Annotated in this window: 24 protein-coding genes; 12 read left to right on the top strand and 12 right to left on the bottom strand. The window is 48.7% G+C overall.

Annotated features, from left to right (window positions below; translation table 11 throughout):
- Positions 1-64: 64 nt before the first annotated feature.
- From KDW_RS06420 to upp, 3 genes are all read right to left on the bottom strand, one after another.
- Positions 65-487, bottom strand: coding sequence for a response regulator (locus KDW_RS06420; RefSeq protein ID WP_151755191.1), 423 nt, complete (start codon positions 485-487; stop codon positions 65-67).
- 339 nt (positions 488-826) lie between these two features.
- Positions 827-1267 (bottom strand): hypothetical protein, encoded by a 441-nt coding sequence (locus KDW_RS06415; RefSeq protein ID WP_151755190.1) that lies wholly within the window; start codon positions 1265-1267, stop codon positions 827-829.
- Positions 1268-1324: 57 nt separating this feature from the next.
- The gene (gene upp, locus KDW_RS06410) at positions 1325-1993 is read right to left on the bottom strand and encodes a uracil phosphoribosyltransferase (protein WP_151757310.1); all 669 of its coding nucleotides are present in this window, start codon (positions 1991-1993) and stop codon (positions 1325-1327) included.
- Between the two features lie 215 nt (positions 1994-2208).
- Between upp and KDW_RS06405 the strand changes: the two genes are divergently transcribed.
- The 6 genes from KDW_RS06405 to murJ all read left to right on the top strand — a co-directional run bounded on the left by KDW_RS06405 (position 2209) and on the right by murJ (position 6788).
- Positions 2209-2499: a DUF503 domain-containing protein gene (locus KDW_RS06405; protein WP_151755189.1), complete on the top strand. Its 291-nt coding sequence runs from the start codon at positions 2209-2211 to the stop codon at positions 2497-2499.
- Between the two features lie 4 nt (positions 2500-2503).
- Positions 2504-3283 (top strand): WecB/TagA/CpsF family glycosyltransferase, encoded by a 780-nt coding sequence (locus KDW_RS06400; protein ID WP_198925209.1) that lies wholly within the window; start codon positions 2504-2506, stop codon positions 3281-3283.
- On the top strand, positions 3273-4301 hold the full coding sequence (locus KDW_RS06395) for a bifunctional heptose 7-phosphate kinase/heptose 1-phosphate adenyltransferase (RefSeq protein ID WP_151755188.1): 1029 nt from the start codon (positions 3273-3275) through the stop codon (positions 4299-4301). The genes KDW_RS06400 and KDW_RS06395 overlap by 11 nt, the downstream gene beginning before the upstream one ends.
- Positions 4294-4815 carry an adenylyltransferase/cytidyltransferase family protein gene (locus KDW_RS06390; RefSeq protein ID WP_151755187.1) on the top strand — a complete coding sequence of 174 codons (522 nt, stop codon included), beginning with the start codon at positions 4294-4296 and terminating at the stop codon, positions 4813-4815. The genes KDW_RS06395 and KDW_RS06390 overlap by 8 nt, the downstream gene beginning before the upstream one ends.
- Positions 4816-4938: 123 nt before the next feature.
- Positions 4939-5067 (top strand): hypothetical protein, encoded by a 129-nt coding sequence (locus KDW_RS34855; protein ID WP_269822432.1) that lies wholly within the window; start codon positions 4939-4941, stop codon positions 5065-5067.
- On the top strand, positions 5061-6788 hold the full coding sequence (murJ, locus tag KDW_RS06385) for a murein biosynthesis integral membrane protein MurJ (RefSeq protein ID WP_151755186.1): 1728 nt from the start codon (positions 5061-5063) through the stop codon (positions 6786-6788). The genes KDW_RS34855 and murJ overlap by 7 nt, the downstream gene beginning before the upstream one ends.
- Before the next feature lie 72 nt (positions 6789-6860).
- Here the strand turns inward: murJ and KDW_RS06380 are convergent, their stop codons facing one another.
- On the bottom strand, positions 6861-7700 hold the full coding sequence (locus KDW_RS06380) for a PIG-L family deacetylase (RefSeq protein ID WP_151755185.1): 840 nt from the start codon (positions 7698-7700) through the stop codon (positions 6861-6863).
- A 513-nt stretch (positions 7701-8213) separates the two neighbouring features.
- On the opposite strand from KDW_RS06380, the gene phoU reads away from it, so the two are divergent.
- Positions 8214-8957 (top strand): phosphate signaling complex protein PhoU, encoded by a 744-nt coding sequence (gene phoU, locus KDW_RS06375; RefSeq protein ID WP_151755184.1) that lies wholly within the window; start codon positions 8214-8216, stop codon positions 8955-8957.
- Between the two features lie 76 nt (positions 8958-9033).
- On the opposite strand, the gene KDW_RS06370 is transcribed toward phoU, so the two are convergent.
- The 3 genes from KDW_RS06370 to KDW_RS06360 form a co-directional block, all read right to left on the bottom strand.
- Positions 9034-9804, bottom strand: a complete 771-nt coding sequence (locus KDW_RS06370; protein ID WP_151755183.1) for an SGNH/GDSL hydrolase family protein — start codon at positions 9802-9804, stop codon at positions 9034-9036.
- A gap of 197 nt (positions 9805-10001) precedes the next feature.
- Complete coding sequence (locus KDW_RS06365) at positions 10002-11447, bottom strand: NADP-dependent isocitrate dehydrogenase (RefSeq protein WP_151755182.1); 1446 nt, start codon at positions 11445-11447, stop codon at positions 10002-10004.
- Positions 11448-11639: 192 nt separating this feature from the next.
- On the bottom strand, positions 11640-12215 hold the full coding sequence (locus KDW_RS06360) for a beta-class carbonic anhydrase (RefSeq protein ID WP_162005004.1): 576 nt from the start codon (positions 12213-12215) through the stop codon (positions 11640-11642).
- A 240-nt stretch (positions 12216-12455) separates the two neighbouring features.
- Between KDW_RS06360 and KDW_RS06355 the strand changes: the two genes are divergently transcribed.
- Entirely contained in the window at positions 12456-12734 is a 279-nt protein-coding gene (locus KDW_RS06355; protein WP_162005003.1) for a hypothetical protein, read from the top strand.
- 48 nt (positions 12735-12782) lie between these two features.
- On the opposite strand, the gene KDW_RS06350 is transcribed toward KDW_RS06355, so the two are convergent.
- A complete protein-coding gene (locus KDW_RS06350) occupies positions 12783-12974 on the bottom strand; it encodes a hypothetical protein (RefSeq protein ID WP_151755179.1) in 192 nt (63 codons plus the stop codon).
- Between the two features lie 171 nt (positions 12975-13145).
- Positions 13146-14135: a UDP-glucose 4-epimerase GalE gene (gene galE / locus KDW_RS06340; protein WP_151755178.1), complete on the bottom strand. Its 990-nt coding sequence runs from the start codon at positions 14133-14135 to the stop codon at positions 13146-13148.
- A 499-nt stretch (positions 14136-14634) separates the two neighbouring features.
- Between galE and KDW_RS06335 the strand changes: the two genes are divergently transcribed.
- Entirely contained in the window at positions 14635-15825 is a 1191-nt protein-coding gene (locus tag KDW_RS06335) for a HEAT repeat domain-containing protein (protein ID WP_151755177.1), read from the top strand.
- Positions 15826-15923: 98 nt separating this feature from the next.
- Here the strand turns inward: KDW_RS06335 and KDW_RS06330 are convergent, their stop codons facing one another.
- The gene (locus KDW_RS06330; RefSeq protein ID WP_151755176.1) at positions 15924-16649 is read right to left on the bottom strand and encodes an SRPBCC family protein; all 726 of its coding nucleotides are present in this window, start codon (positions 16647-16649) and stop codon (positions 15924-15926) included.
- Positions 16650-16961: 312 nt separating this feature from the next.
- Here KDW_RS06330 and rplI point away from each other — a divergent pair, with 312 nt between their 5' ends.
- Positions 16962-17429: a 50S ribosomal protein L9 gene (gene rplI, locus KDW_RS06325; protein ID WP_151755175.1), complete on the top strand. Its 468-nt coding sequence runs from the start codon at positions 16962-16964 to the stop codon at positions 17427-17429.
- A 168-nt stretch (positions 17430-17597) separates the two neighbouring features.
- On the opposite strand, the gene KDW_RS06320 is transcribed toward rplI, so the two are convergent.
- On the bottom strand, positions 17598-19154 hold the full coding sequence (locus KDW_RS06320; RefSeq protein ID WP_151755174.1) for an NAD(P)H-hydrate dehydratase: 1557 nt from the start codon (positions 19152-19154) through the stop codon (positions 17598-17600).
- A 145-nt stretch (positions 19155-19299) separates the two neighbouring features.
- Here KDW_RS06320 and KDW_RS06315 point away from each other — a divergent pair, with 145 nt between their 5' ends.
- Positions 19300-20319: a TRM11 family methyltransferase gene (locus KDW_RS06315; RefSeq protein ID WP_151755173.1), complete on the top strand. Its 1020-nt coding sequence runs from the start codon at positions 19300-19302 to the stop codon at positions 20317-20319.
- Between the two features lie 131 nt (positions 20320-20450).
- Positions 20451-21068, top strand: a complete 618-nt coding sequence (pgsA, locus tag KDW_RS06310) for a CDP-diacylglycerol--glycerol-3-phosphate 3-phosphatidyltransferase (RefSeq protein ID WP_151755172.1) — start codon at positions 20451-20453, stop codon at positions 21066-21068.
- Between the two features lie 45 nt (positions 21069-21113).
- On the opposite strand, the gene plsY is transcribed toward pgsA, so the two are convergent.
- A complete protein-coding gene (gene plsY / locus KDW_RS06305) occupies positions 21114-21839 on the bottom strand; it encodes a glycerol-3-phosphate 1-O-acyltransferase PlsY (protein WP_151755171.1) in 726 nt (241 codons plus the stop codon).
- Positions 21840-21844 lie beyond the last annotated feature (5 nt).

Genomic DNA, 21844 nt, shown 5'->3' with positions numbered 1-21844 from the left:
TTTTGTGCTTTATATTTCGATTGCAACGGGCCAGTACGAGCGTATCTGCGTGTGTATCAGCATGTTATCCTTCGGCGCTGACATTACGAGGTGAACTAGAAGTGCGAACAAGCTCATCAATAGTTTTTAAGAGTTCATCTAGCTCGAAGGGTTTTTCTAAGAAAAGAATATTATTTTGTTTGATGACATCTTTCTCTGTACTGGCACTCAGGAAAATGGTTGGAACATCCTGCAAGCCGATGGTCGTGTGAAGTTGTTTGTAGAGTTCAAAGCCATTGATGCCTGGTGGAAGAAAGTAATCAAGAATGAATAAGTCCGGCGTCATTTTCTGGACCACCTTGAGTGCTTCTTCAGCATTGATGGCGAGAAATGGCGTATAGTCCGTCTCCTGTGAGATGACAAGAGAAAGAAACTCCCCATTATTTGGATCGTCTTCGACAATCAGTATGTTTTTTAACGGAGCTTTATTTGTATGATCCTGGTTCATATTTCGATCTCCTTGCAGTTGGGATGGCTGTGCTTCTGTATTGTAACATCAATAAGCAAAATAATGTACACATGCATGTAAGTACAACAAGGAGACATACAAATCGCTTCCACCAACCTTCATATATGAGACCTGCCAGGAAAAAAATGGACCTATATTCACTTACAATTATACGACAAAGTAGTCACTGAATGTAGTGTTATCATGACAGGCAAAGGTATGCCCGCGCTTTTAACTGGTGCGACCGACCAGAAGGTGACCAGAAAAGTGTTGTACAACCTTTGCCTGTCATGAGTGTCTTTTGAAAAAGCATTCACAAGAAAAATGTGCACGTGTCTGTTAGCGCCTGCGTGCGCGTGCACGACGCCTCTTGATCGGAGGCGGATCATATTCTCGGTACAGGCGTTTCCCTATTTTCCAACCCAGATAGCCACAAATGATCACCGCAATAATGGCAACAATGACCATGACAATACGTATGGTTGTGCTCAGGCTGCTATGGAGCAACCCGGCCAGCGACTCAGCGTAAAAGCGGCCAAAGATGGCGACACTTAAACTGAGTAGCATACCAACCATGGTACCCAGACAGCAACCAAGCGGACCCCCATTGGTTTCTCCCTGTGCTTCTGGTGGCAATTGAGAGCCTGGAGACTCAGGAGCATCGGCTGTGGGTGTCGCAGCAAGTTCGAGACCATCGCCGGCGGGTGTATTATCTTGCTCAGGCTGTGGTCTTTCGCTGGCTGAGTCCTCTGCTGAAAACGAATCTGATGGCGTGGACACAGAAGTTCATCCTTTACATCTGCTGTAATGACAATCGATGGGCAGATTCAACAGGACCTAGAATGTCCCAAATTGGCGATCTCCGGCATCTCCCAGACCCGGAACAATATAACCATTATCGTTGAGTGCCTCATCTAACTCGGCAACATAAATATCGATATCGGGATGTGCCTGAGCCAGCCTCATGAGTCCATAGGGGGCTGCAATGATACCCAGATAGGAAAGTCGTGGAATGCCACGGCGTTTCAGAATATTGATGGCATCGATTGCTGAACCACCTGTGGCCAGCATGGGATCGACGGCGTAAACAACCTGTAAATCTACCTGATGAGGCAAGCGATTATAATACTCGGTTGCCTGGAGCGTTTCTTCATCCCGTCGTAGGCCCAGATGCCAGACCTGCACATCAGGAATCACCTGGCGAAATCCCTCGGCCAGACCGAGACCCGCACGTAAGACGGGAGTAACCCCGATGCCACCAGCCAGGCGATAGCCAGTCATTGACTGTAATGGAGTTTCAATGATGCTTTTCTCTAAAGAGAGTGTTTCTGTTGCTTCATAGGCGAGTAATGCCCCAATTTCTTTGACCAGTTGATAGAACTGAGGTGGTGGTGTATTTTTATTGCGCAGCAAGGTCATTTTATGAGCCATGACTGGGTGGGTTGAAATGTGGACACGTGGCAGTTTCAATACCTCTTCTCGACTGGGTTGAGGTATGCCCTGCATGGGTAATTTTGACCCATCACCCTGTGGACTTGTTCCAAACATGTTTGTAACCTCATTAATATATCAAAGCGAATTTACTCAGAATTGTATCAGAGTTAGCTATAGGAGTCGAGTCTGTTACCTCCATGCGCCTGATTAGAGGATTGAGTCCTCGGGAATAGTCCATAGGTCAAGTATTGAGGGAAAGGGAGGGGCCTTTATGCTATACTACACGCATGGTTATTGCTGCCGCTGAAATTACATTACATTTGCCGGGAGCGCACTCATTAAAAGATAAACGGCAAATCATAAAATCTGTGATGGCTCGTGTACGTAATCAGTTCGAAGTCTCGATTGCTGAAGTCGGTGAAAATGACATCTGGCAAATCGCGAAAATCGGACTGAGTTATGTTAGCAATAGTAGCCAGCATGCTGGTGAAGTACTTGAGCACGTCCGACGTTATATTGAAGAGACGCGTCCGGATGTGGTGATCTCCGCTTTTGAAAAAGAAATAATTCATTGGTAAATATATGGCACAAATGCGCAATTTTTTACCGTTCGATGTACCATCGCCGGTATATGTGCTTGGGGTGCGTGTGGATCGCCTGACCCAATCGCAGGTACTTATAGCCCTGAAGGAAGTTCTTTCTTCTTCCCATGCATCCTGTCAGCAAATCGTCACTGTCAATCCCGAATTTGTGATGGCTGCTCAACAGAATACCGTCTTTCGTCAATGTATTAATCAAGCTGCACTGGTGCTGGCCGATGGTATCGGCATCGTACTGGCGGCTCGTTTTTTGCGCCAGCCGATTGCTGAACGTGTGACTGGTGTTGATACGCTGGTGGAGTTGGCCAGACTCGCTGCTGAGCACGGGTATCGCCTTTATTTGCTGGGGGCTGCTCCTGGTGTGGCAGAGAGCGCTGGAGCCCGTTTACAGGAACTGGTTCCGGGCGTGCAAATTGCGGGCACTTATGCTGGTTCACCTGCCCCTGAAGAAGAGAATGAGATCCTGGAGCGTATTCGTAGCGCTCAGGCGGATATTGTTTGTGTGGCCTATGGGGCCCCGGCGCAAGATCTCTGGATCTTTCGCAATTTGCAACGCATCCCGGCCTCTCTCGCGATGGGCGTGGGCGGCTCTTTTGATTTTCTCGCGGGACGTCAGCGCCGCGCTCCTCTATGGATGCGTCGCATTGGTCTTGAGTGGCTCTATCGCTTATATCGTGAGCCATGGCGCTGGCGACGCATGTTAGCCCTGCCTCAGTTCGTTCTACAAGTCATACGAAAAGGAAGTAATCCCCATGAAGCTTGAAGCCTCCACCTCTCTTCCATCCAGTGCCGCTCTGCGTTCCTTGATTCAGGAATTTGCTGGCAAGCGTGTGCTGGTTATCGGAGACATGGTGGCTGATGAATATTTGATTGGCCGTCCGACACGGATCTCGCGTGAGGCTCCAGTACTTATTCTGGAACTGGCGGAAGAACGTACGGTTCCTGGTGGGGCCAGCAACGTTGCGGTCAATGCCTGCGCCTTGAAGTCCGAGGTCTTTCTGGCTGGTGTGATTGGTAATGATATTGCCGGTCAGAAATTACGGCAGGCGATTGCCGCACTCCATATGAATCAAGACGGGGTGATCTCAGATCCGACGCGTCCAACTTCAACAAAAACGCGTATCCTCGCGGGCAGTCCACAGATTGTACAGCAGCATATTGTGCGTGTGGATCGGGTTGATACGTCGGATATTGCCGACCCTTGTAAAGGTCAGATCATCGATTATATCAAGCGTGTGCTGCCAGCGATTGATGCCGTGGTTCTTTCGGATTATGAAAATGGCATGATCAGTCCTGAGATTATTGATATCTGCATACCTGTAGCCAGAGAGCTCAACAAAGTTGTCGTCGTTGATGCGCATGGCTCGCTTTTCCGTTTCCAGGGTGTGACGGCTTTGACTCCCAATCAGCCCGAGGCCGAAGCGACGCTGGGCATGACGATTAACAATCTGGCAGATTTAAATGAGGCAGGCCGACGTTTATTAGAGGGAAGTAACGCGCAGGGTGTGCTCATTACTCGTGGTAGTGAGGGGATGAGCCTGTTTGAAGCGGGCAAAGGGCCACTGCACCTGCCACTTCATCCAATGGCATTGAGCAGCGAAATTGTTGATACCAATGGCGCAGGTGATACCGTCGCGGCGACATTTACCCTGGCTTTAACCGCAGGTGCCAGTATGCCCGAGGCAGCTTATGTGGCCAATGCGGCTGCCGCCCTGGTTGTGCGTCGTATGGGCTGTGCCAGTAATACACCGGAAGAATTGATGGGGATTTTACATGAGTAACTTACAAGCAGTCGCGCAGAAAAAGATCTTGCAGCGGGCCGAACTGGCGGCTGAGGTACAGCGGCGCCAGCAGGCAGGCGAGCACTGTGTTTTTACCAATGGTTGTTTTGACCTGTTACACCTGGGACATATCCGGTATCTACAAGAAGCACGCGACCTGGGCGATTTTCTGATCCTAGGACTGAATAGCGACGAGAGTGTTCGGCAGTTGAAAGGTCCGACACGTCCATTAGTCGCTGAACAAGAGCGGGCTGAGATCCTGGCTGCTCTATCCTGTATTGATTATGTGACTGTTTTTCCTGAACGCACTGCCGGGGCATTAATTGATCTGTTGCAGCCAGCTATCTATGTTAAGGGTGCAGATTATGTAGGGGCGCATGGTGAACTGCCAGATCCGCAGCGTCTGCCAGAGGCACCGCATGTTCAGGCCTATAATGGAGCTCTGCGTTTTATCTCTTATTTGCCGAATCATTCAACAACCGCATTAATCGAGAAAATTAAGCGTTTGCCATAAAACTGCTTTGCACGTTATCATCGATCCTACTGTATAAAAATAGTATTCTGTGGAGTATGGCCTTCTGGTTATTTTATAAAGCTCCATTCTTTTTTGTATCTTGATCTGTAAGGAGCAATGTTTATGGCAAAAGATTCTATTGATGAAGAAACTCGCGCATCTGAAAATAATCATGAGGATGGAACCGTAGAGGCTATTCCCACTGTTCTGGGAGGGGGACTGGCGAAACAGAGGCTTTCGTTGAAGTGGTAGAGACGACCCCCACTCACCAGGAAGTAGTGGAAACTCCTCAGACGTCTGCTGGCGTGGATACTGATGAGGAGCGACTTGAAGAGCCAGTAGCTCCTGCGAAAAAAGCAGTCACGAGCGATCGGCGAGAATTGATGAAATCGGCGTCCCTGGTGGCGTTAGGAAATCTGGGTAGTAGTGTCTTAGGGATGCTACGGCAGAGTTTCATTGCTTATACTGGTCCTGGTATTTCGGGACCATTTTTTGCTTCAATCTCACCAGCACAAAAATTTAATGATTTTATTGTCAATGGTTCTGTTCCCGGTGCCCTTATTCCCACGTTCAATGATTACGCGGACAATCGTGAAGAGCTACGCCGTCTGGTCTTTACGATTGTTAACCTTGTCTTGATGGTGATGGCGGTTTCATCGGTTGGCTATTTTTTTATTGCACCCTGGTTCACCAATACTATTCTGGCTCCTGGTTTCCACCCCCAGGAGCAATTGCTGACACTGCATTTTACCCAGATTATTTTCTTCTCCCTGCTGGCCCTGGGACCATTTGCTGTCTTGCAGGCGGCTCTTTATGCCCAGAAGGAGTTTGGTTGGACGGCCTTTGCGGCAGCTGCCTACCATGCTGGTATCATTGCCGGGGCGATCTTTACCTCCGTAGCGGGTGAGCGTTTCTTTGGCCTGGGTCATTATGGTCTGGCTTTTGGCGTGATTCTTGGTACGATGGGCGAAATTGTGCTGCTTATTCCGGGTATGCGCAACCAGCATTTACGCTATATGTTTGTGGTGGACCTGAAACATCCGGCTTTGCGCCGTATTTTAAAGTTGTATGCGCCGGTTGCCTTTAGCTTCTTTTTCTCTGCCTGTGTGGCTTTTCTGGATCAATTTCTGGCGACGCAGACGCCCTGTATTGACGTGATGCGCCAGTTGAAGAGCTGTGGGGACGCAAATTTCTCCGCTATGGGTTTTGCCACTATGTTGATTCAGTTTCCCGGTGGTCTGGTGGCATCAGCACTCTCATTCGCGGTTTTGCCGACGTTGACCACGTATATACGTGAAGGCGATATCGAGCGCTTCAAAAGTATGTTGTTATTGGGCTTTCGACTGGGATTACTTTTAATGATTCCTGCCATGGTTGGTCTGATTGTCTTGAAGCTCCCAATTGTGGCCCTGCTGTTCCAGCGTGGTAAGTTTACAGCGGCGCAGGGTATTTTGACCGCGATGGCCTTGCAGAACTATGCGTATCAACTGCCATTTATCGCCATCGACCAGCTCTTGATCTCCGCTTTCTATGCACGCAAGAATACCATTATTCCGGTCGCGGTTCTGGTGCTCAGCGTACTGGGCTATCTTGCGGTGGCTTTGCCCTTCTGGCAGACGCTCGGTATGCCGGCTCTGGTCATGGCAAATACCGTGCAGAACATTCTACATCCGTTGATTCTCCTGCTGATCTTATGGAAAACTGTCGGGTCGCTGCATCTACGCGGTCTGTTGCCAGCTCTCATGAAAATATCGGGAGCCGCAGTCGTAATGGGGCTCGTGGCATGGGCGCTTCAATCGGTGCTGGCTCGTTTTCCGTTCTTCTCCACTGCAACCTTTATGGGAAGTGTCCTGACTGTGGTGATTGCTGGTGGTATCGCTGCCGTCATCTACTTTGCACTGGTGATTCTATTTAAAGTAGAAGAGGTTTCCATGTTAAAAGGAGCGGTCCTGGCGAAACTGGGAAAAAAATAAGCCATCACTATGTAATAAAAAAGACCTCGCACTAATAGGCGAGGTCTTTTTTATTACATAGTGATGGCCTGGTCAGGGGATATGTGCAAATAAATTATTCTCTCCCATGACATCATTGCCGACCCGCGAGGTGGCTAGCTGGAAGTATTCTGTGCTGCGCCACTTGCGTTGAAGCTCACGTGGCAGGCGGATAATCGGGAGCACCGTATCTACCTCACTACGATGCATGTCCCAGGATCTTTTCTTCTCAACCTGCCAATCTTCGACATCCAGCAGGACGCTAATCTGATCGTCATCAAAGCCAGTGTGCTCAAGATCCAGATTTTTAAACACATTATCAAAGGCCTGATCTTGAATCCATTCAGACATCATCATTACCTGGCGACGTGAGTAAGAGGTGTAATAGAGTTTCGCCGCTGAAAAAGCTGGTCCCATTTCAGGATAGAGCGCATTATCTGCCGCAGCATGAAAGGCTCCGATGGTATACTTATAGATAGAGATATGGTCGGGATGGCCGTATCCGCCTGACTCATCAAAGGTGATAATAACCTGTGGGCGAAACTCACGTATAATGTTCACTAACTTGCCAATTACTTCGGCCGCGCTGGCATTAAGCAGCGCTTCTGGATGCTGATTCGCAGGTGTGTCTGGCATTCCTGAATCACGGTAGCCCAGGAACCACAAATGCTGCACATTCAGTACCTCAGCAGCATCCCGCATCTCATCCTCACGGATCTCACCAAGATTATTGGGTGCAGCCAAAACAGAATTGGATGTCTCTCCAACCTCTCCTTTTGTAGCGTAGACAAGACCGGTCTCAATACCGAGTCCTTGATACTTCAGCAAGGCACCACTGATCAATCCCTCATCATCGGGGTGGGCGAAAACGCCAAGTAGTCTTTTCGTTGACATGGTTCTTGTTCCTTCTTCCTCTGCCTGCCTTGTGGATGGAACCTTTATGCTAATGTAGCATGTGTTACGAACGACTGTCAATTCTGCCTACTTTCGATTCTCATTCCCAGGGAAGATCTTTATCGTATATATATACATTTGTGTGTAGAGATTGCCGCCATTGTTTTGATTGACTTTGCACTTCTATACATATATTTAGGAGAAAATAGTAAATATATTTTGGATTTTATAGAAAAGATATTGTTGTGAATTACATTTTTTTTGTTATGTCTTATCCTTAAAGAATAGAACACGCATTTAGACTATGACTCTATCTTTCCTGTGACAAATATGTTATACTATGTTTAGTGTGTAAGTTTATGCCTATTTTTCCATTTAGTAAACGCTCGTATTGCGAATCCATATTCTTCACGAGTTTATCTTTTGCTTAAAACCTTCATATATTATAAGGTGATGGTTGGTGGGTAGCATGGTAATCAATGATCATGCAATTAAGAGTTTGAGGAGAGTTGAATGGCAAGGTCAACATTAGATAGAGAACTTCAGGAGTTGGACTCCCAAATTCAGCGTCTTGGGTTTCTCGTTGATGACGCATTAGAGAAATCTTTAGATGCTCTTGCAACGGGTGATCTGGCCCAGGCGGGTATGGTTATTGAGGCTGATTCAACAATTGATAGTGTGCGTAAAACTGTTGAAGAGCATGCTATTCGCCTGTTAACAATGCAGCAGCCGCTCGGTGGGCGCGATTTACGCTTTCTGACGTCAGCTCTGGCGATAGCCGGTGATCTTGAGCGTACAGGTGATGGCGCAGCGGGTATTGCGCAGATCCTTTTGCGTATGGTTCCCTTGCGGGTTGGAGAAGGTGCGAGCACGCAAACTGTCGGAGATACACTCATTTCTGAAGCCTCTACACTTCGTGGCATTTTAGAGCTGGGGCGTGAATCTCGCCGGGTATTACAAGGAACGATGAAGGCTTTTGCTGAGCGCGATGTTAAGGCTGCCCGCTATATCTGGGAAGAGGATGATGTGGTTGATGTCCGCTACCATCTGGTCCGTCATGATTTGATGGCGATGATGGCTGGTGCCCATGCGATTCCTACCCTGCAGAATGATGGCAAAGCATTACAACGTGTAACCTATTTGTTATGGATTGCACATAAACTGGAGCGTGTCGCCGACCATTGTACCAATGTTTGCGAACGTTTGGTCTTTATTATTGAGGGTGAAAACGAAATTATTGCTTCCTCAGATCGTTAGTAAGAGACATATCAAAAAAGACGGCTGCCTCATAAATACATAGGGTAGTCGTCTTTTTGTATTGCCTGGTTCGTCTTTATTGTTTGATGGCTGTCCAGAAAAAATTGGCCAGTTGGACATATCCGGCGGCACTGGGATGAAAGCCGTCGCCACTGATATATTCAGGATGGGATGTGATCTGGCTGTCCCGGGCGGTCAGATCGACGATGGTGATCCCATATTTTTTTGCCAGGACTGCCAGCTGGGTATTCCAACGTTGTACCTCGTGGCGCAGTTGTGCTTTTCGGGTAGCACTGGTACGCGCGAGGGCAGGCAGTAAAGTCACGTCTGGCAGGTTAGCCATGACGATACGCGACTGGGTCTGGTCATGAAGCTGCTCTAGCATCGAGTTCAGATCCTTCATATAGTTTTCATAAGAGACACCTGCGATGAAGTCATTCGTCACCAGCCAGATCGTGACTAACTGTGGATTGGTTGAGAGAGCCAGGGGAAGCTCTCGGTTGATCGCTTCGTGCAGGTGGATACCACTTACACCCAGATTGATAGTATGCGATCCTTGCGCTAAATGGCTACTAATCAAGGGAACGTAGCCCTGTGAACCAGGCTGCGTACTACCAACCCCGACTGCATCTGAAGCTCCCAGCGCCACATACACAATGGGTCCAGTGGGGAGTTGTGTGTCTGTCTGCGCGGAAGTCGTTGGCGTGGTTGAATCCTTCGGTAAAGGGGTTTTGGTTGTAGTTTGTTTGGTTGGTGTACTACTGCCACAGGCTGTATATATGATGAGCAATAGCGCAACCATGAATAACGAGAGAATTGAATGTTTCTTATCAATAGCTATATGCATAGTATAAATCACTTTTTTGGATCAAACTAAAAAGGAATGCAACAACACCTTCATTGTAACATACCATTTTATTCAATACAGCGTATAAAAAAATTTGCGGTATAGAAAAAGCCGAAAGGGTACTCAAGCGAGTACCCTTTCTATCTGCGTTTGGCTATGTTATCTGTCAGACGTTTGTTGTCCAGCAATGGAGTAATTTAAGCACCTGAAACGGACGAGTAGCCTGCCTGACCATCAAAATTATAGAGATTTTCAATTTTGATGAAATCCAGACCTGCTTCACTGACGCGTTGCAGCAGGCTTGTGATCTGAGCATGTTTGATTGTGCCTTCGCCCAGGAAGCGGCAGCGCCAGTGGTCTGTGGTGAATGTTTCAGGCATATTATTCGGCCAGACACGGGCACCACGGTTGGTGATCAATTGTAATTTCAGACCATCACCATTGGTGTGCTGTAAGAGCTCAGCCAGTTTATTGCTATCGTGCTCAGACCAATCCAGGAAGACGTCTACGCCTACCAGTTCCTTCTTGCTTTCGGCCCGTACCGCGTACTCAGCTTTTTTCGCTGTCTCCTTTGGCTTGGATTTATACTCAACGGCTTTCAGCGTCTGTGGTTTTTGGCCCAGGCGAGCAATCACGGCCTCGGCAAACTCTCGGGTGCCGACCTTTTGCTTGCTGACACCTTCGGCGAAGATATCATAGGTATGGATACCATCTTCCATTGTGCGCAGCCAGGCGTTATGGACGCGGGTCGCAACTTCTGGCTGATCGATATGCACCAGCAGCATGACGGCGGCCAGTAACAGACCGGAAGGATTGGCCAGATTTTGTCCTGCGCGGCGGGGGGCAGAACCATGGATGGCTTCAAACATGGCGCACTGCTCGCCGATATTGGCAGAGCCTGCCAGACCAACCGAGCCAGCGATCTGCGCTGCTACGTCTGACAGAATATCGCCATAGAGATTTGGCATAACAACCACATCAAAGGCTTCTGGAGTATCGGCCAGTTTGGCTGAACCAATATCAACGATCCAGCTCTCATTCTCAAGGTCGGGATACTCTCTGGCGATCTCATCGAACACCTTATGGAAGAGACCATCTGTCATCTTCATGATATTATCTTTCATGAAGCAGGTCACTTTTTTACGGTTATTCGCGCGAGCATACTCAAAGGCATAACGAATGATTTTTTCCGAACCTGGTCGGCTGATAAGTTTTAGTGACTCCATCATATCCGTCGTCTGACGATATTCGATACCTGTATAGGTGTCTTCTTCGTTTTCACGGATGATCACGACATCCATGGTAGGATGTTTGGTGTCAACAAAAGGATGATAAGAGACACAGGGGCGTACATTGGCATAGAGACCAAAGGTGGTCCGTGTGGTCACATTTAAGCTTTTGTAGCCACCACCCTGAGGAGTTGTAATAGGCGCTTTGAGGAAAACTTTTGTGCGCCGCAGGGATTCCCAGGCACCGGGTTCGATGCCTGCGCTAATACCGCGCAGATAAACCTTTTCACCGACCTCAATCGTTTCGGTCTCAATCTGTGCTCCGGCTGCCTCGATAATATGCAGCGTTGCATCCATAATTTCAGGGCCGATACCGTCACCGTGGGCTACTGTAATTGGTGTCTTATTTGCCATTCGATTTTAGGAGTCCTTTCTCCGTATTGCCGCTCCTGATACGGGAGCCGGGATGTAAGCTTTGGAACATAATAAAGAGCACGTACTTCTCCCCATATGGGTGTCGTAGTTGTACGTGACCTCTGGAAATAACTCTGGCTAATCATGAAACCAGGGTGTCAGTGATTACCCGCATTGTACCACATGAAAAATTTACTTCGTCGCTTTTCCACCATCATCGACTACGGTCAATTTCCCTGTGTTGATATCAATGACCAGACCGGAAACTGGTAGTTTGGGCAAAAATGGACTGTTGCGAATCACATTGACTACTTCCTGCACGTTCATATGCACTTCCTTGAAGGCGCCAATCCATTCGACCAGGCCATCTACATCTTTGAGTCCATACTCCTGGATCAATTTTTCAGGATTAACCCCCAGTGCTTGCATGGTTGAGGTCAATACAGTGGGATTGACTTTGGAGAGTCCACATTCGGTATGCCCGACGACAATAATCTCACGTACCCCAAGCAAGTAGACGCCACCAGCCAGAGAGCGAATCAGATCATTGGCGGCCTCTGAACGATCAGGAGAAGAGATCGTCGCGCCAGCCGTGCGTAGCTCCAATACATCTCCACGTTCTAATCCAAGGGCTGGTTCAAACATCGTAACCAGACGACAATCCATACAGGTTACGATCGCCGTATGTTTGCGTGGAGCATGTCCCACATGGGGAAGAGCTGTATTTTGGAGGAAGCGCTCATTCTGAGCAAGAATATCTTGAAGCATCGAGTTACCTGCCTTTGTTGTTGAACAATTGAGAATTAGTTCCTGCAATTCGTGTAACCTGCCATAGTGTAGCATGTGCATTCGTCATGTACAAGCGGGGGGATTCGCTTGCTCGGACGCGAAATGGTCGCAGCGGCAAGTGCCAATACGTTTCGGTGAAGCGCTTTTGTGACCATAAAAAACATGGTGGAGAAAAGCAGCGAATCATACGTGGAGAGGGCGCCACACGCGGAGGCCGGCATGCGGCGTTCTCGTGGAGCGAGGGGCTCAAAGAGCAGCGCATGCCTGTGGCGCCTACACCGCGACGGATCCTGTGTCGTGATCCTCTCCGAGAAGGTACGGGGAGGATCCACGCGCTCACCCACCACGTGGCTGCGCGAGCAGGTGACGGCACCCACGATCCCTGTAGGCGCCACAGCACTGCGAGTCGTTCTTGCACGCTGGCCTGCGCAAACGCAGCAGTGCGGCCTCCGCGTGTGGCGCTCTCTCGACGTACACGACGCCACGCCATATAGTTGAGGTTATCTCCTTCAACGAAACGTATTGGCGGCAAGCGCTGCCGGTACGCTAGCGAGTATGGTGGAGGATACGGATGCCCCAGGTAGAGGCCCCAGGTGATGAGCCACATAGGATAGTGGTTTTCAGGCCGGTTTCTTGTTCATAGCGCTGGCTGATTTCAGCAAATATATCATTCGCATGCTGACGAGCAATGATGGCTACTGTTCCACCACTCCCACCACCTGTGATCCTGGCCCCCATACAATCCTGAGGTTGGGCCTGCTACCCGTATGAGCTCAACCAGGCGATCAGTACCAGGGGAACCAATCCATGGACGATCTTGCCGATGTGGTGCTAGCACCACCCACTCCGCGTGGAGTGGGTGCCAGCGCTCTTCCCACCTGGTTGGTTGGGTAAAAGGTGTCGTGCTCATTACTGTTCCTCAGTATACCCCTCTGGATGTGTGCTATGCCATTTCCAGGCTGTGCGTACAATATCCTCTAATGAATACTGAGTTTTCCAGTCCAGTTCGGTCTGGGCTTTGGTGCTATTGGCCCAGATTGCCACGGGATCACCAGGACGTCTTGGCTCCAGTTCAACTTTAAAATCAACACCACTGATGCGTTTGGCGGTATCGACAACCTCTTTGACACTGCTACCAACACCAGTTCCCAGATTGTAAGCGGTACTCTTGTTGGTTTTTGCCAGTGATTCCACCGCTTTTACATGGGCAATAGCCAGATCGACGACGTGGATATAGTCGCGGATGGCGGTTCCATCCGGCGTCGGATAATCGGTCCCGAAGACTTTTACGGAATTGGTTTTACCGACTGCGGCCTTCATCACCAGCGGAATCAGGTTCGCGGTAATGCGCCAATCCTCACCGATCTTATTATCGAGCGAAGCACCTGAAGCATTGAAGTAGCGCAGGCTGGTTGAACGCAGCTTTGTTGTTCTGTCATACCAGCGCAGCATTGTTTCTACCATCAACTTTGTTTCGCCATAGACACTTTCAGGACCGAATGGTGCGTCCTCCGTAACTGGCAGCGTTTTAGGGGTACCAAAGACCGAACAGCTGGAAGAGAAAATGATATAGTGGCAATTGTGACGTAGCATGGCCTCAAGTAGTGTCAGCGTGCCACTGACATTATTGCGAAAATACTTGCCTGGATGGGTCATTGACTCGCCAGGGGCTTTATATGCTGCGAAATGGATAACGGCGTCAGGCTTCTCTTGAATAAAAATTTTATTGAGCAGTGCTGCATCGTCAATATTACCTTGAACCAGAGGAGCCCCAAGGAGCGAGGCTTTATTGCCATTTTCCAGTGTATCCAGAACAATGACTTCGTGGTGACGTGCCAGCAACTCACGTACGGTATGTGAACCAATGTAACCAGCCCCACCGGGCACAAGTACTTTCACTTTATTATCCTCCAGTAACTTTTTTGCGCATCTATCATTTCTCATGTACAGTGTACTGTGCAAGAGGTGTCGCTTCAAGGCACATGTGGATTGTTCCATGATGCAAAACACGACATCCGCGACACTGTATCATCCACAAATTATGGACCCTCTGGCTATTATCATACAAGATCTGCCAGGGAGGTGTCTGATCATTGGTCTGTCATCATACAATTTTTATTGTACACATGTTTTTTTCTATCTCCATTCTCTGCAAATGATAAAACGATTGCACTTACGTCTGTAGAGAGAGTTGGATATAAAATGAGAGATAGCCATGAGAAAAAAGCTGGATAAGTAAAGCTGAGCAAATTACTGACTATATTTGAGTTATTTAAGATGATTCCGTGCTACTTCAGTGCAATTGTCGCGTGGTAGCTGGACTAACGGTTTAAAGTATGGTATAGTGTAGAGTACACACCATGTCTATCATGCTTTTAGAAGTCAGAATGGCAATTCATTGAGTGATAATTCACCATTAATAGATTTAGAGAACCTGGAAAATTTACATGGATATCTGGGACCGACTCCACCGCAGGGTATTTTGCCGCAGCGTGGAGAGCGCTTTTGGGTTGACCGCCCGGCACAACTTGCTAATGCTGTCAACTTATTAAAGCAGTCTGGTGTGGTGGCGGTGGATGCGGAATTTACCCAGGTGCGATCGCGAACACAGGGCGAGGCTGTTTCAAATATCCCTCGTCTCGCACTCTTACAGCTTGCTATTGAGAATCATTGCTTTGTGGTGGATGCTTTGCGTTTGCAAGATCTTTCACCACTAGTTGAGGTTGTGGGCAATCCTGCCATCGCTGTGCTTTTGCACGGTGCGGGGGCGGATATGCGTGTGATGGCTGAGCGAGGATTGCAGGTGGTCCATTATTATGATTTAGAGGCTACCTGCCGTTCTATTTTTGGTCAGCACGAATCTTCATTGGCGGCAATGTTACAAAGGGCTTTTGGATATCATCTGGATAAAAGTCTGCAACGTACTGACTGGACGCGGCGTCCACTACCGCCAGCGATGGTGGCTTATGCCGCGCGCGATGCGGAAGTGACGCTGGCTCTCTATCACTGGTTAGATCTTCATCATCATGAGATTCTACAACTGCATGAGACGGCAGGAAAATCTGATCAGGTGGCCCACTGGATTGAGCCGTTTCTGCGTGGAAATTCAGCCCTCTCACCAGAAATGGCGGTGTCCGAAGCAAAAGCTCAGGGATTAATTCATAATCGGGCCCAGGTTGCGGCTGACTGCCGTGCTGCCCTGGTTAAGGTGAAACATCCTATGCGGCGCAACCGCTTGTTACGTTTAATTGCAGATCTCTCATTAACGCAATTGACTGGTGAGCTCTTGCTATTACTGCAGGCACCTACCTCTGATGAACGCGCGGCCAGTGCCCGGGCGCTTGGGCGTATGTCCATTCAATCAGCAATCGAACCAATCACTGCGCTCCTCAATGATCCAGTGTTAGATGTGCGAAAAGCAGCTCAGACCGCCTTACGCAATCTCCTGACAAAAGATACGCGCCAGACGCGGCCTGCTCCTGCTCGTGCACTTGATGGAACCCGCAGCTGGGTGGTTGAAAATACGCAGTCTTCAAATGATGATGATAACGGCTGGAAATCTCGCTTGCGTTCAATCATTGACGCCTGACAGTGTGTACTTGAAAAGCACGTACCGCAGTTATCCTGTGTCAGATGGATATATCTTCAACAATGCGGTAGTCTGCCAGGCGACTTTATCTACACGTTTTAATTTAATGGCTGCTTGCGTGTGCGGCGTCTTGGGATGCGTGTTCCTACCCAGATCAAAAAGAGGAAGCCAGTAATCGTACTGGTACGACGAATGCGCTGCTCCCAAAGTACCTGTTCCTGTGGATCTTTCTTGCCCAGGCGAAGTAGCTGTACGAATCTGGCGGCCAGCGTATCAGGTAATGGTGCATGATCTTGTTTATCCGCATAGGAAGACATGACAAAAGCATCTGAAGTCGAAGGCATGCCCGTATCATCTAATGCGTCAAGCTTCGTTGTAATCGGTGATTTATGGGTGCGTATATATTCAGCCAGGTTTTGAAAATATTGCTGGATAAAAAGCTTAATCGCGCCTTTAATCAAGGATGAAGAGAGGCGGGCACTGACCTTGTTGGTGGTCAATGTACCTTTATATGCTACAATTGTTTGATGTCCACGTTCGTGTAAATGGATACTCCCAACTCCACTCAAATTACTTTCACCATCGCTCGTGAAAGTCAGGCGATAATGGTAAGGATATTGTTGTTCTGACAGGATCATGACACCATGGTGTGATCCCGCGAACGGCCTGGTATTCGTTGTGAGCATGACATCATACGTATGTGCATCTACGGCTGAGATATCTTGTAAGCCAGGTATCGTGGCGTGAAGTACTTCTTGATCAGTCAGACAACGCCAGACCTCCTGGGCTGATGCCTGTAGGGTGTAGGTACCTTCGATATTCATAGAGAATTCCTTTGTGATAGATGAGTTCTCGTCGTTGAATAATAATAGTTACTGATAGCAGTCATTATAGGGTAGAAGTTTAGTGGCTGCAACACATCACTGATTTTATGTTATTTGTCCTGGACCGTTGCTAAAAGTTAGAACTGGCTTTTGCCACAAATGGTCCAGGAGTATGGAGATAAAAAGTATCAGTATGGAACTATCCCCTGACATAGGGATACTTGCTTTCATTTAACTCAGGGTGTATACTATCACGCGTATAATTGCGTGAGGAGGAAGTCGGGTTTTGACCCCCCTCTGTGAGGAGTGTTCATGAAAATCATCTTGTTACAAGACGTTGAAGGTTTGGGAAAAGCTGGTGACCTGAAAGAGGTTGCCAATGGTTATGCCCGTAACTACCTCTTGCCGCACCAGAAGGCTGCAGGAGCGACCCCGGGTTTGATCGCCAATCGCACACAACGCATTGCTGCTGAACAGCGTAAGCTGGAGAAGCAGGCCGAACTCAATCGGCAGTTGGCTGAGCGACTGGGTCAGATTTCACTGACCTTCAAGGCAAAAGTTGGTAGTCAGGGTCGTCTCTATGGTTCGATCACGAGCCAGGATATTGCGACTGCATTACGCGATGCCGAGAATGTTACCGTAGATCGCCGTGTTATCGATCTACCAGATCCAATCCGTTCGCTGGGCACATTCAGTGTTCCAGTGAAGATTGCATCTCAGTTAGAGCCAAAAATCACAGTCAATGTGGTTGATTCGGCGGAAAAGGCTGCTGCCAAATAAGCTTTTCCTACTAAGCTACGCATAGCTATCTAGCAGGCCTGTTTGCGCTTGTGAATGCTCTGCGTTGTTTGTTATCTATAAGGCAAATTGACCGTCATTGCTATCCCCTAACAGGGTTAAGCAAGTTATGACGGTCATTTTTTGTGCTGCTGGCAGCTTGATTAATCGCTATAATTCAGAGTATGTTGTGTTGACCAGCGACATCGGGATATACGGCAGGAGATCGGAGGCCAGCAGGCCGGCCCGCTCGATATTCATATGTTCGTTCACCAGATCCGCAGCGGCTGTATGCAGGTAGACTGCGGCGCTGGCGGCATCAAACGGTGACATGCCCTGGGCCAGGAAGCCACTGATCATACCGGCCAGAACATCTCCTGTGCCAGCAGTCGCCAGGGCTGGATTTCCCCACCAGTTAATGCGTGTGTTTCCAGTTGGATTGGCTATCAGGGTGCAAGAACCCTTTAGTAACAGATTGACCTGCCATTCCTGTGCTTTCTTGCGTGCTAACTCCAGGCGCTCAATATTACCACCCGAGACTTTGATGCCCTCGCTGAGGCGTCCCATTTCACCTGGATGAGGTGTAATCACCGTATCCTTTGGCAGCAAGGTCCACCAGCGTTCCAGGGCAGAAAGGTTATTTAATCCATCGGCATCGATAACCAGATGAGGGCGTTTATCGTCAGGGAGCGAACGGAGATGTTCGAGCACTTGCAGAATCACCTCACGTGTATTGGCCGACTGGCCCAGGCCAGGTCCGATCAGTAAGGCTTTGTAGCCCTCAAGTTTTTCAATCAATGCCTTGGCACGTTCAAAGCTCTCGGCATCTTCCTCAGGTAAAATTGCAAAAGTTGCTTCATGAAATGAACTGGCATAGAACGGTAACATTTTTTCAGTCACAGCCAGCGTGATTAATCCTGCCCCTACGCGCGCTGCGGAATTGCCCGCCAGGAATGCAGAGCCGGGATACGGTAGTGAACCACAGAGGAGCATTACTTTACCGAATGTCCCCTTATTGCTATTGAGAGGCCGCTCAGGCAAGAGTTTATGCACTTGTTGTCCTGTGATCATCTCAGTGTGTGATGAGGGTTCTAAGGCATCTGGTAGACCGATATCGCCTACTTCCAGATCACCGATATAGTCTCGTCCAGGAAAAAAGAAGAAGCCGAGTTTGGGATAAGCCAGGGTAATGGTTGTATCAACTGCAATACTACCAGGATCGACTTCACCTGTATCCGCATTGAGTCCGGTGGGAAGATCAATCGCCACCAGTCCAAGACTTTCTCTGCGCGAGCGCTCTTCTTTAACCAGAGCCAGCAGGGCACGCATATCATCTGGCAGGGGCCGTGAACGACCGGTACCCAGCAATGCATCAATAATATAATCGGCGTCCTTGATCTGAGTGGTCAGAAGCTCATGCACTGGCTGATCCTGCTGATGTTTGCCTTGTACGATGAGTTTTTGTTCTTTCCAATGATACAGACTGATCAGGGCCCCGGCATTCTTCAGGTGCTCTGCCATCACCAGCCCATCGCCGCCATTATTGCCAGGACCAATCAGAAAAAGGACCTTCAATCCTTTCAAGCTATAAGTTGGCAGCAGGTTCGCCTCAAAAAGATCGGCTGCGCTTTTCCCTGCGTTCTGCATCAGTATAGGCGAAGTCAGGCCGTACTGTTGTTCAGCCTGAGCTTCCAGTGTTTTCATTTCCGAAATGGTGACGATATGCATACAACACCCTCCATGCTGCTCAATGAAATTGTGTGTCTTTTTGTATTGTACAAACTTGTCTGGCAATAGTGAAGGTCCTCGACCCCTGTTACTGTGTACGTTTGAGTGCTAGGAACTGGCTCATCGCTATGTTATACTGCTAGCTATGAAAATCGCGCTCAAAATTACACCACAACGCAATACGCAGTATGCTGATATGACTGCGCTCCTGGCACCACCTGAACTGTTGACCAGTCCTGCAGGTGGTTTGATTCAGGATATACAAGCTATAACACTGGCAGGCCAGAAGTATTTGCTGGTCACATTTGATGAGGCTCATGCCAGTCAGATCCGGAGCCTGCTGTCCACGTTGATACCGCGCTTAGGAGCGCTGAGCGAAGGATATGAATATTTTGATCAGCTGGGAGATATCGCTGGTCCGCTTCTACGTCCTATTGAACCACAGTTCACGCCCTTTATTCCCTGGGAGATGTCCGAGGCGCGACGCTATCGTGGCAAGACCAATGAAACCTTTACGCGTGTCTTGTTGAATGCGGCCATCTTCGCAGGTCGCTATGAAACTACCTCGACGGATCGTTTGAGAATCTTAGATCCTTTATGTGGTGGTGGTACGACCCTGTTTCTTTGTCTGGCACTGGGCCATGATGCGTTTGGTATTGAACTTAATCGCCAGGACGTAGATACGACGGCTGTCTTTGTGCGCCAGTACCTGGAGGGTGAACGCATCCGCTTTAAAGAGACCGATGAGCGTGGCCGCCGCAGTGGACGTCGCTATCAATTTGAGATTGGTCCTAAAGGGAATACCCGGCAACTTGTACTGGCAAATGGGGATACCCGGGATGCTGTTCTGCATATGCGTGAGGTGGTTGGTGGACCCCATATGCACGCCATTGTGGGTGACCTGCCCTATGGTATCCAACATTTCGCAGAAATCGCTGCCCTTTTGAGTAAAGCACTACCGGTCTGGGAAAGTATGCTTCTGCCGGGTGGAACGCTGGCCCTGGCGTGGAATGCTACGCGGGTGGAGCGCACGGATATGCTGGCTTTACTACAAGAGCATACTCAACTTCAGGTCCTGAACGAAGGTCCATATACACAATTTGTGCATCCCGTCGATCGGGTCATTAAGCGACGTGATCTACTGGTAGCAGTCAAGGCTTCATAGCCCTTAACAACTATACAACGCTGTCAGGATTCGCATATAATGTGACTAATTGTCTCCATAACGGCATGGGCAATATCGGAACACAAAAGCTATCCGTGAAAAAACGGGTAGCTGCATAATAAGGGGTATGTATGCGTAATCTCCCAAATATACTGAGTATCAGTCGTCTGGTAGCCACGGTAGTGGTATTCATATTGGTGTTGGTCAACCAGCCCTGGGCTTTCCTGCTGGCCACAATCATCTTTTTCCTGGGATCTGTGACTGACTACCTGGATGGATATCTGGCTCGACGCTTTAAAGTTGTCTCGTCGTTAGGTGTTTTTCTGGATTTGACGGCGGATAAAGTCTTTGTCGCTGCCGTGCTGATTGCCCTGGTACAACTCAATCTGGTACCTGCGTGGGTGACATTTATCATTCTGACCCGTGAGTTGATGGTATCGGGCCTGCGCTCAATTGCGGCGGCCAAAGGAAAAGTGATCCCGGCGGGTGTCTGGGGTAAGCAGAAAACCTTTATCACCCTGGTGGCTTTGGGAGCATTGTTACTGGCCAAAGGTCTGGGCGCGCATATGCTTTCGCTCTTTCCACCCATGCTCACCTTCAATAGCCAGACCGTTAATCCAGCCGAGATCCTGTTGTTGATAGCTGATGGCTTGATTATTATTGCCACGATCTGGACCATTATGTCTGGTGTGGAGTATCTCATTGGAGGGTGGCCGCTCTTGCGATCCAGTGAAGAAGCAGCGAAATGAGCAGATCTTCTTAAAAAATAAGCGAGAAGAGTCTGCTCTACTCGCTTATTTTGTTGTACTAGCCTCGGTATCCGCTACCTTTTGTCCGAATTTACGTTCTTTACCAGCCAGTAGACGATCGATATTATCGCGGTGAAAAATAATAATCAGTGATGGAGCGATAATCATATATACCATTTGAGGAAGGCTTACTGCGGCAAAGAAGCCAGGTCGAAGTACTCCGAGCACATAAAAGATAATGCCACAAATAATACCAGTTGCACTACCAACAATCGAGCCGAGTGATACATATTTCCAGATACGGACTGTACTGATTGTGGTAATTGCTGCTAACAAGAAAGTGAGTGGAGAGCAGATTAAAAGCGCCCCCGCGCCAGTGAGAACTCCACGGCCCCCTTTAAAGCCAATGAAGATAGGATAACAGTGTCCCAGCAACGCTGCCAGGCCAGCGACCAGAATTCCCCAGCCGCCACCATAGAAGAATGGAACAAACGTAGCCAGTAGTGCGGGTCCGATACCTTTTGAGAGATCAATAACCAGCACAATTAGCGCTGGCCCGGTGCCGAGCGTACGTTGTACATTCGTTGCTCCTATTTTGCGACTGCCATGATCGCGGATATCATAATCTTTGCCACGCAGTACCTTCCCCATCCAGTAACCAGCGGGAATTGAGCCCCAAAGATAAGCCATAAGTGCCGTAATGATAAGCGAACCGATGATATTGGGCATCGATTTCTCCTTTGTTTGATCTACATCCAGTGCCAGGCCCATTATAA

The sequence above is a fragment of the Dictyobacter vulcani genome (assembly GCF_008974265.1).
GTDB lineage: Bacteria > Chloroflexota > Ktedonobacteria > Ktedonobacterales > Ktedonobacteraceae > Dictyobacter > Dictyobacter vulcani.
The sequence above is the reverse complement of the archived record's forward strand: the minus strand, read 5'-3'. Positions and strand labels throughout refer to the sequence as shown.

Coding starts and splice junctions, on each gene's coding strand:
- KDW_RS06420 (WP_151755191.1), bottom strand. CDS start 487: ATGAACCAGGATCATACAAATAAAGCTCCGTTAAAAAACATACTGATT.
- upp (WP_151757310.1), bottom strand. CDS start 1,993: ATGCAGGGCATACCTCAACCCAGTCGAGAAGAGGTATTGAAACTGCCA.
- KDW_RS06405 (WP_151755189.1), top strand. CDS start 2,209: ATGGTTATTGCTGCCGCTGAAATTACATTACATTTGCCGGGAGCGCAC.
- KDW_RS06400 (WP_198925209.1), top strand. CDS start 2,504: ATGGCACAAATGCGCAATTTTTTACCGTTCGATGTACCATCGCCGGTA.
- KDW_RS06395 (WP_151755188.1), top strand. CDS start 3,273: ATGAAGCTTGAAGCCTCCACCTCTCTTCCATCCAGTGCCGCTCTGCGT.
- KDW_RS06390 (WP_151755187.1), top strand. CDS start 4,294: ATGAGTAACTTACAAGCAGTCGCGCAGAAAAAGATCTTGCAGCGGGCC.
- KDW_RS34855 (WP_269822432.1), top strand. CDS start 4,939: ATGGCAAAAGATTCTATTGATGAAGAAACTCGCGCATCTGAAAATAAT.
- KDW_RS06380 (WP_151755185.1), bottom strand. CDS start 7,700: ATGTCAACGAAAAGACTACTTGGCGTTTTCGCCCACCCCGATGATGAG.
- phoU (WP_151755184.1), top strand. CDS start 8,214: ATGGCAAGGTCAACATTAGATAGAGAACTTCAGGAGTTGGACTCCCAA.
- KDW_RS06370 (WP_151755183.1), bottom strand. CDS start 9,804: ATGCATATAGCTATTGATAAGAAACATTCAATTCTCTCGTTATTCATG.
- KDW_RS06365 (WP_151755182.1), bottom strand. CDS start 11,447: ATGGCAAATAAGACACCAATTACAGTAGCCCACGGTGACGGTATCGGC.
- KDW_RS06360 (WP_162005004.1), bottom strand. CDS start 12,215: ATGCTTCAAGATATTCTTGCTCAGAATGAGCGCTTCCTCCAAAATACA.
- KDW_RS06355 (WP_162005003.1), top strand. CDS start 12,456: ATGCGGCGTTCTCGTGGAGCGAGGGGCTCAAAGAGCAGCGCATGCCTG.
- KDW_RS06350 (WP_151755179.1), bottom strand. CDS start 12,974: ATGGGGGCCAGGATCACAGGTGGTGGGAGTGGTGGAACAGTAGCCATC.
- KDW_RS06330 (WP_151755176.1), bottom strand. CDS start 16,649: ATGAATATCGAAGGTACCTACACCCTACAGGCATCAGCCCAGGAGGTC.
- rplI (WP_151755175.1), top strand. CDS start 16,962: ATGAAAATCATCTTGTTACAAGACGTTGAAGGTTTGGGAAAAGCTGGT.
- KDW_RS06320 (WP_151755174.1), bottom strand. CDS start 19,154: ATGCATATCGTCACCATTTCGGAAATGAAAACACTGGAAGCTCAGGCT.
- KDW_RS06315 (WP_151755173.1), top strand. CDS start 19,300: ATGAAAATCGCGCTCAAAATTACACCACAACGCAATACGCAGTATGCT.
- pgsA (WP_151755172.1), top strand. CDS start 20,451: ATGCGTAATCTCCCAAATATACTGAGTATCAGTCGTCTGGTAGCCACG.
- plsY (WP_151755171.1), bottom strand. CDS start 21,839: ATGGGCCTGGCACTGGATGTAGATCAAACAAAGGAGAAATCGATGCCC.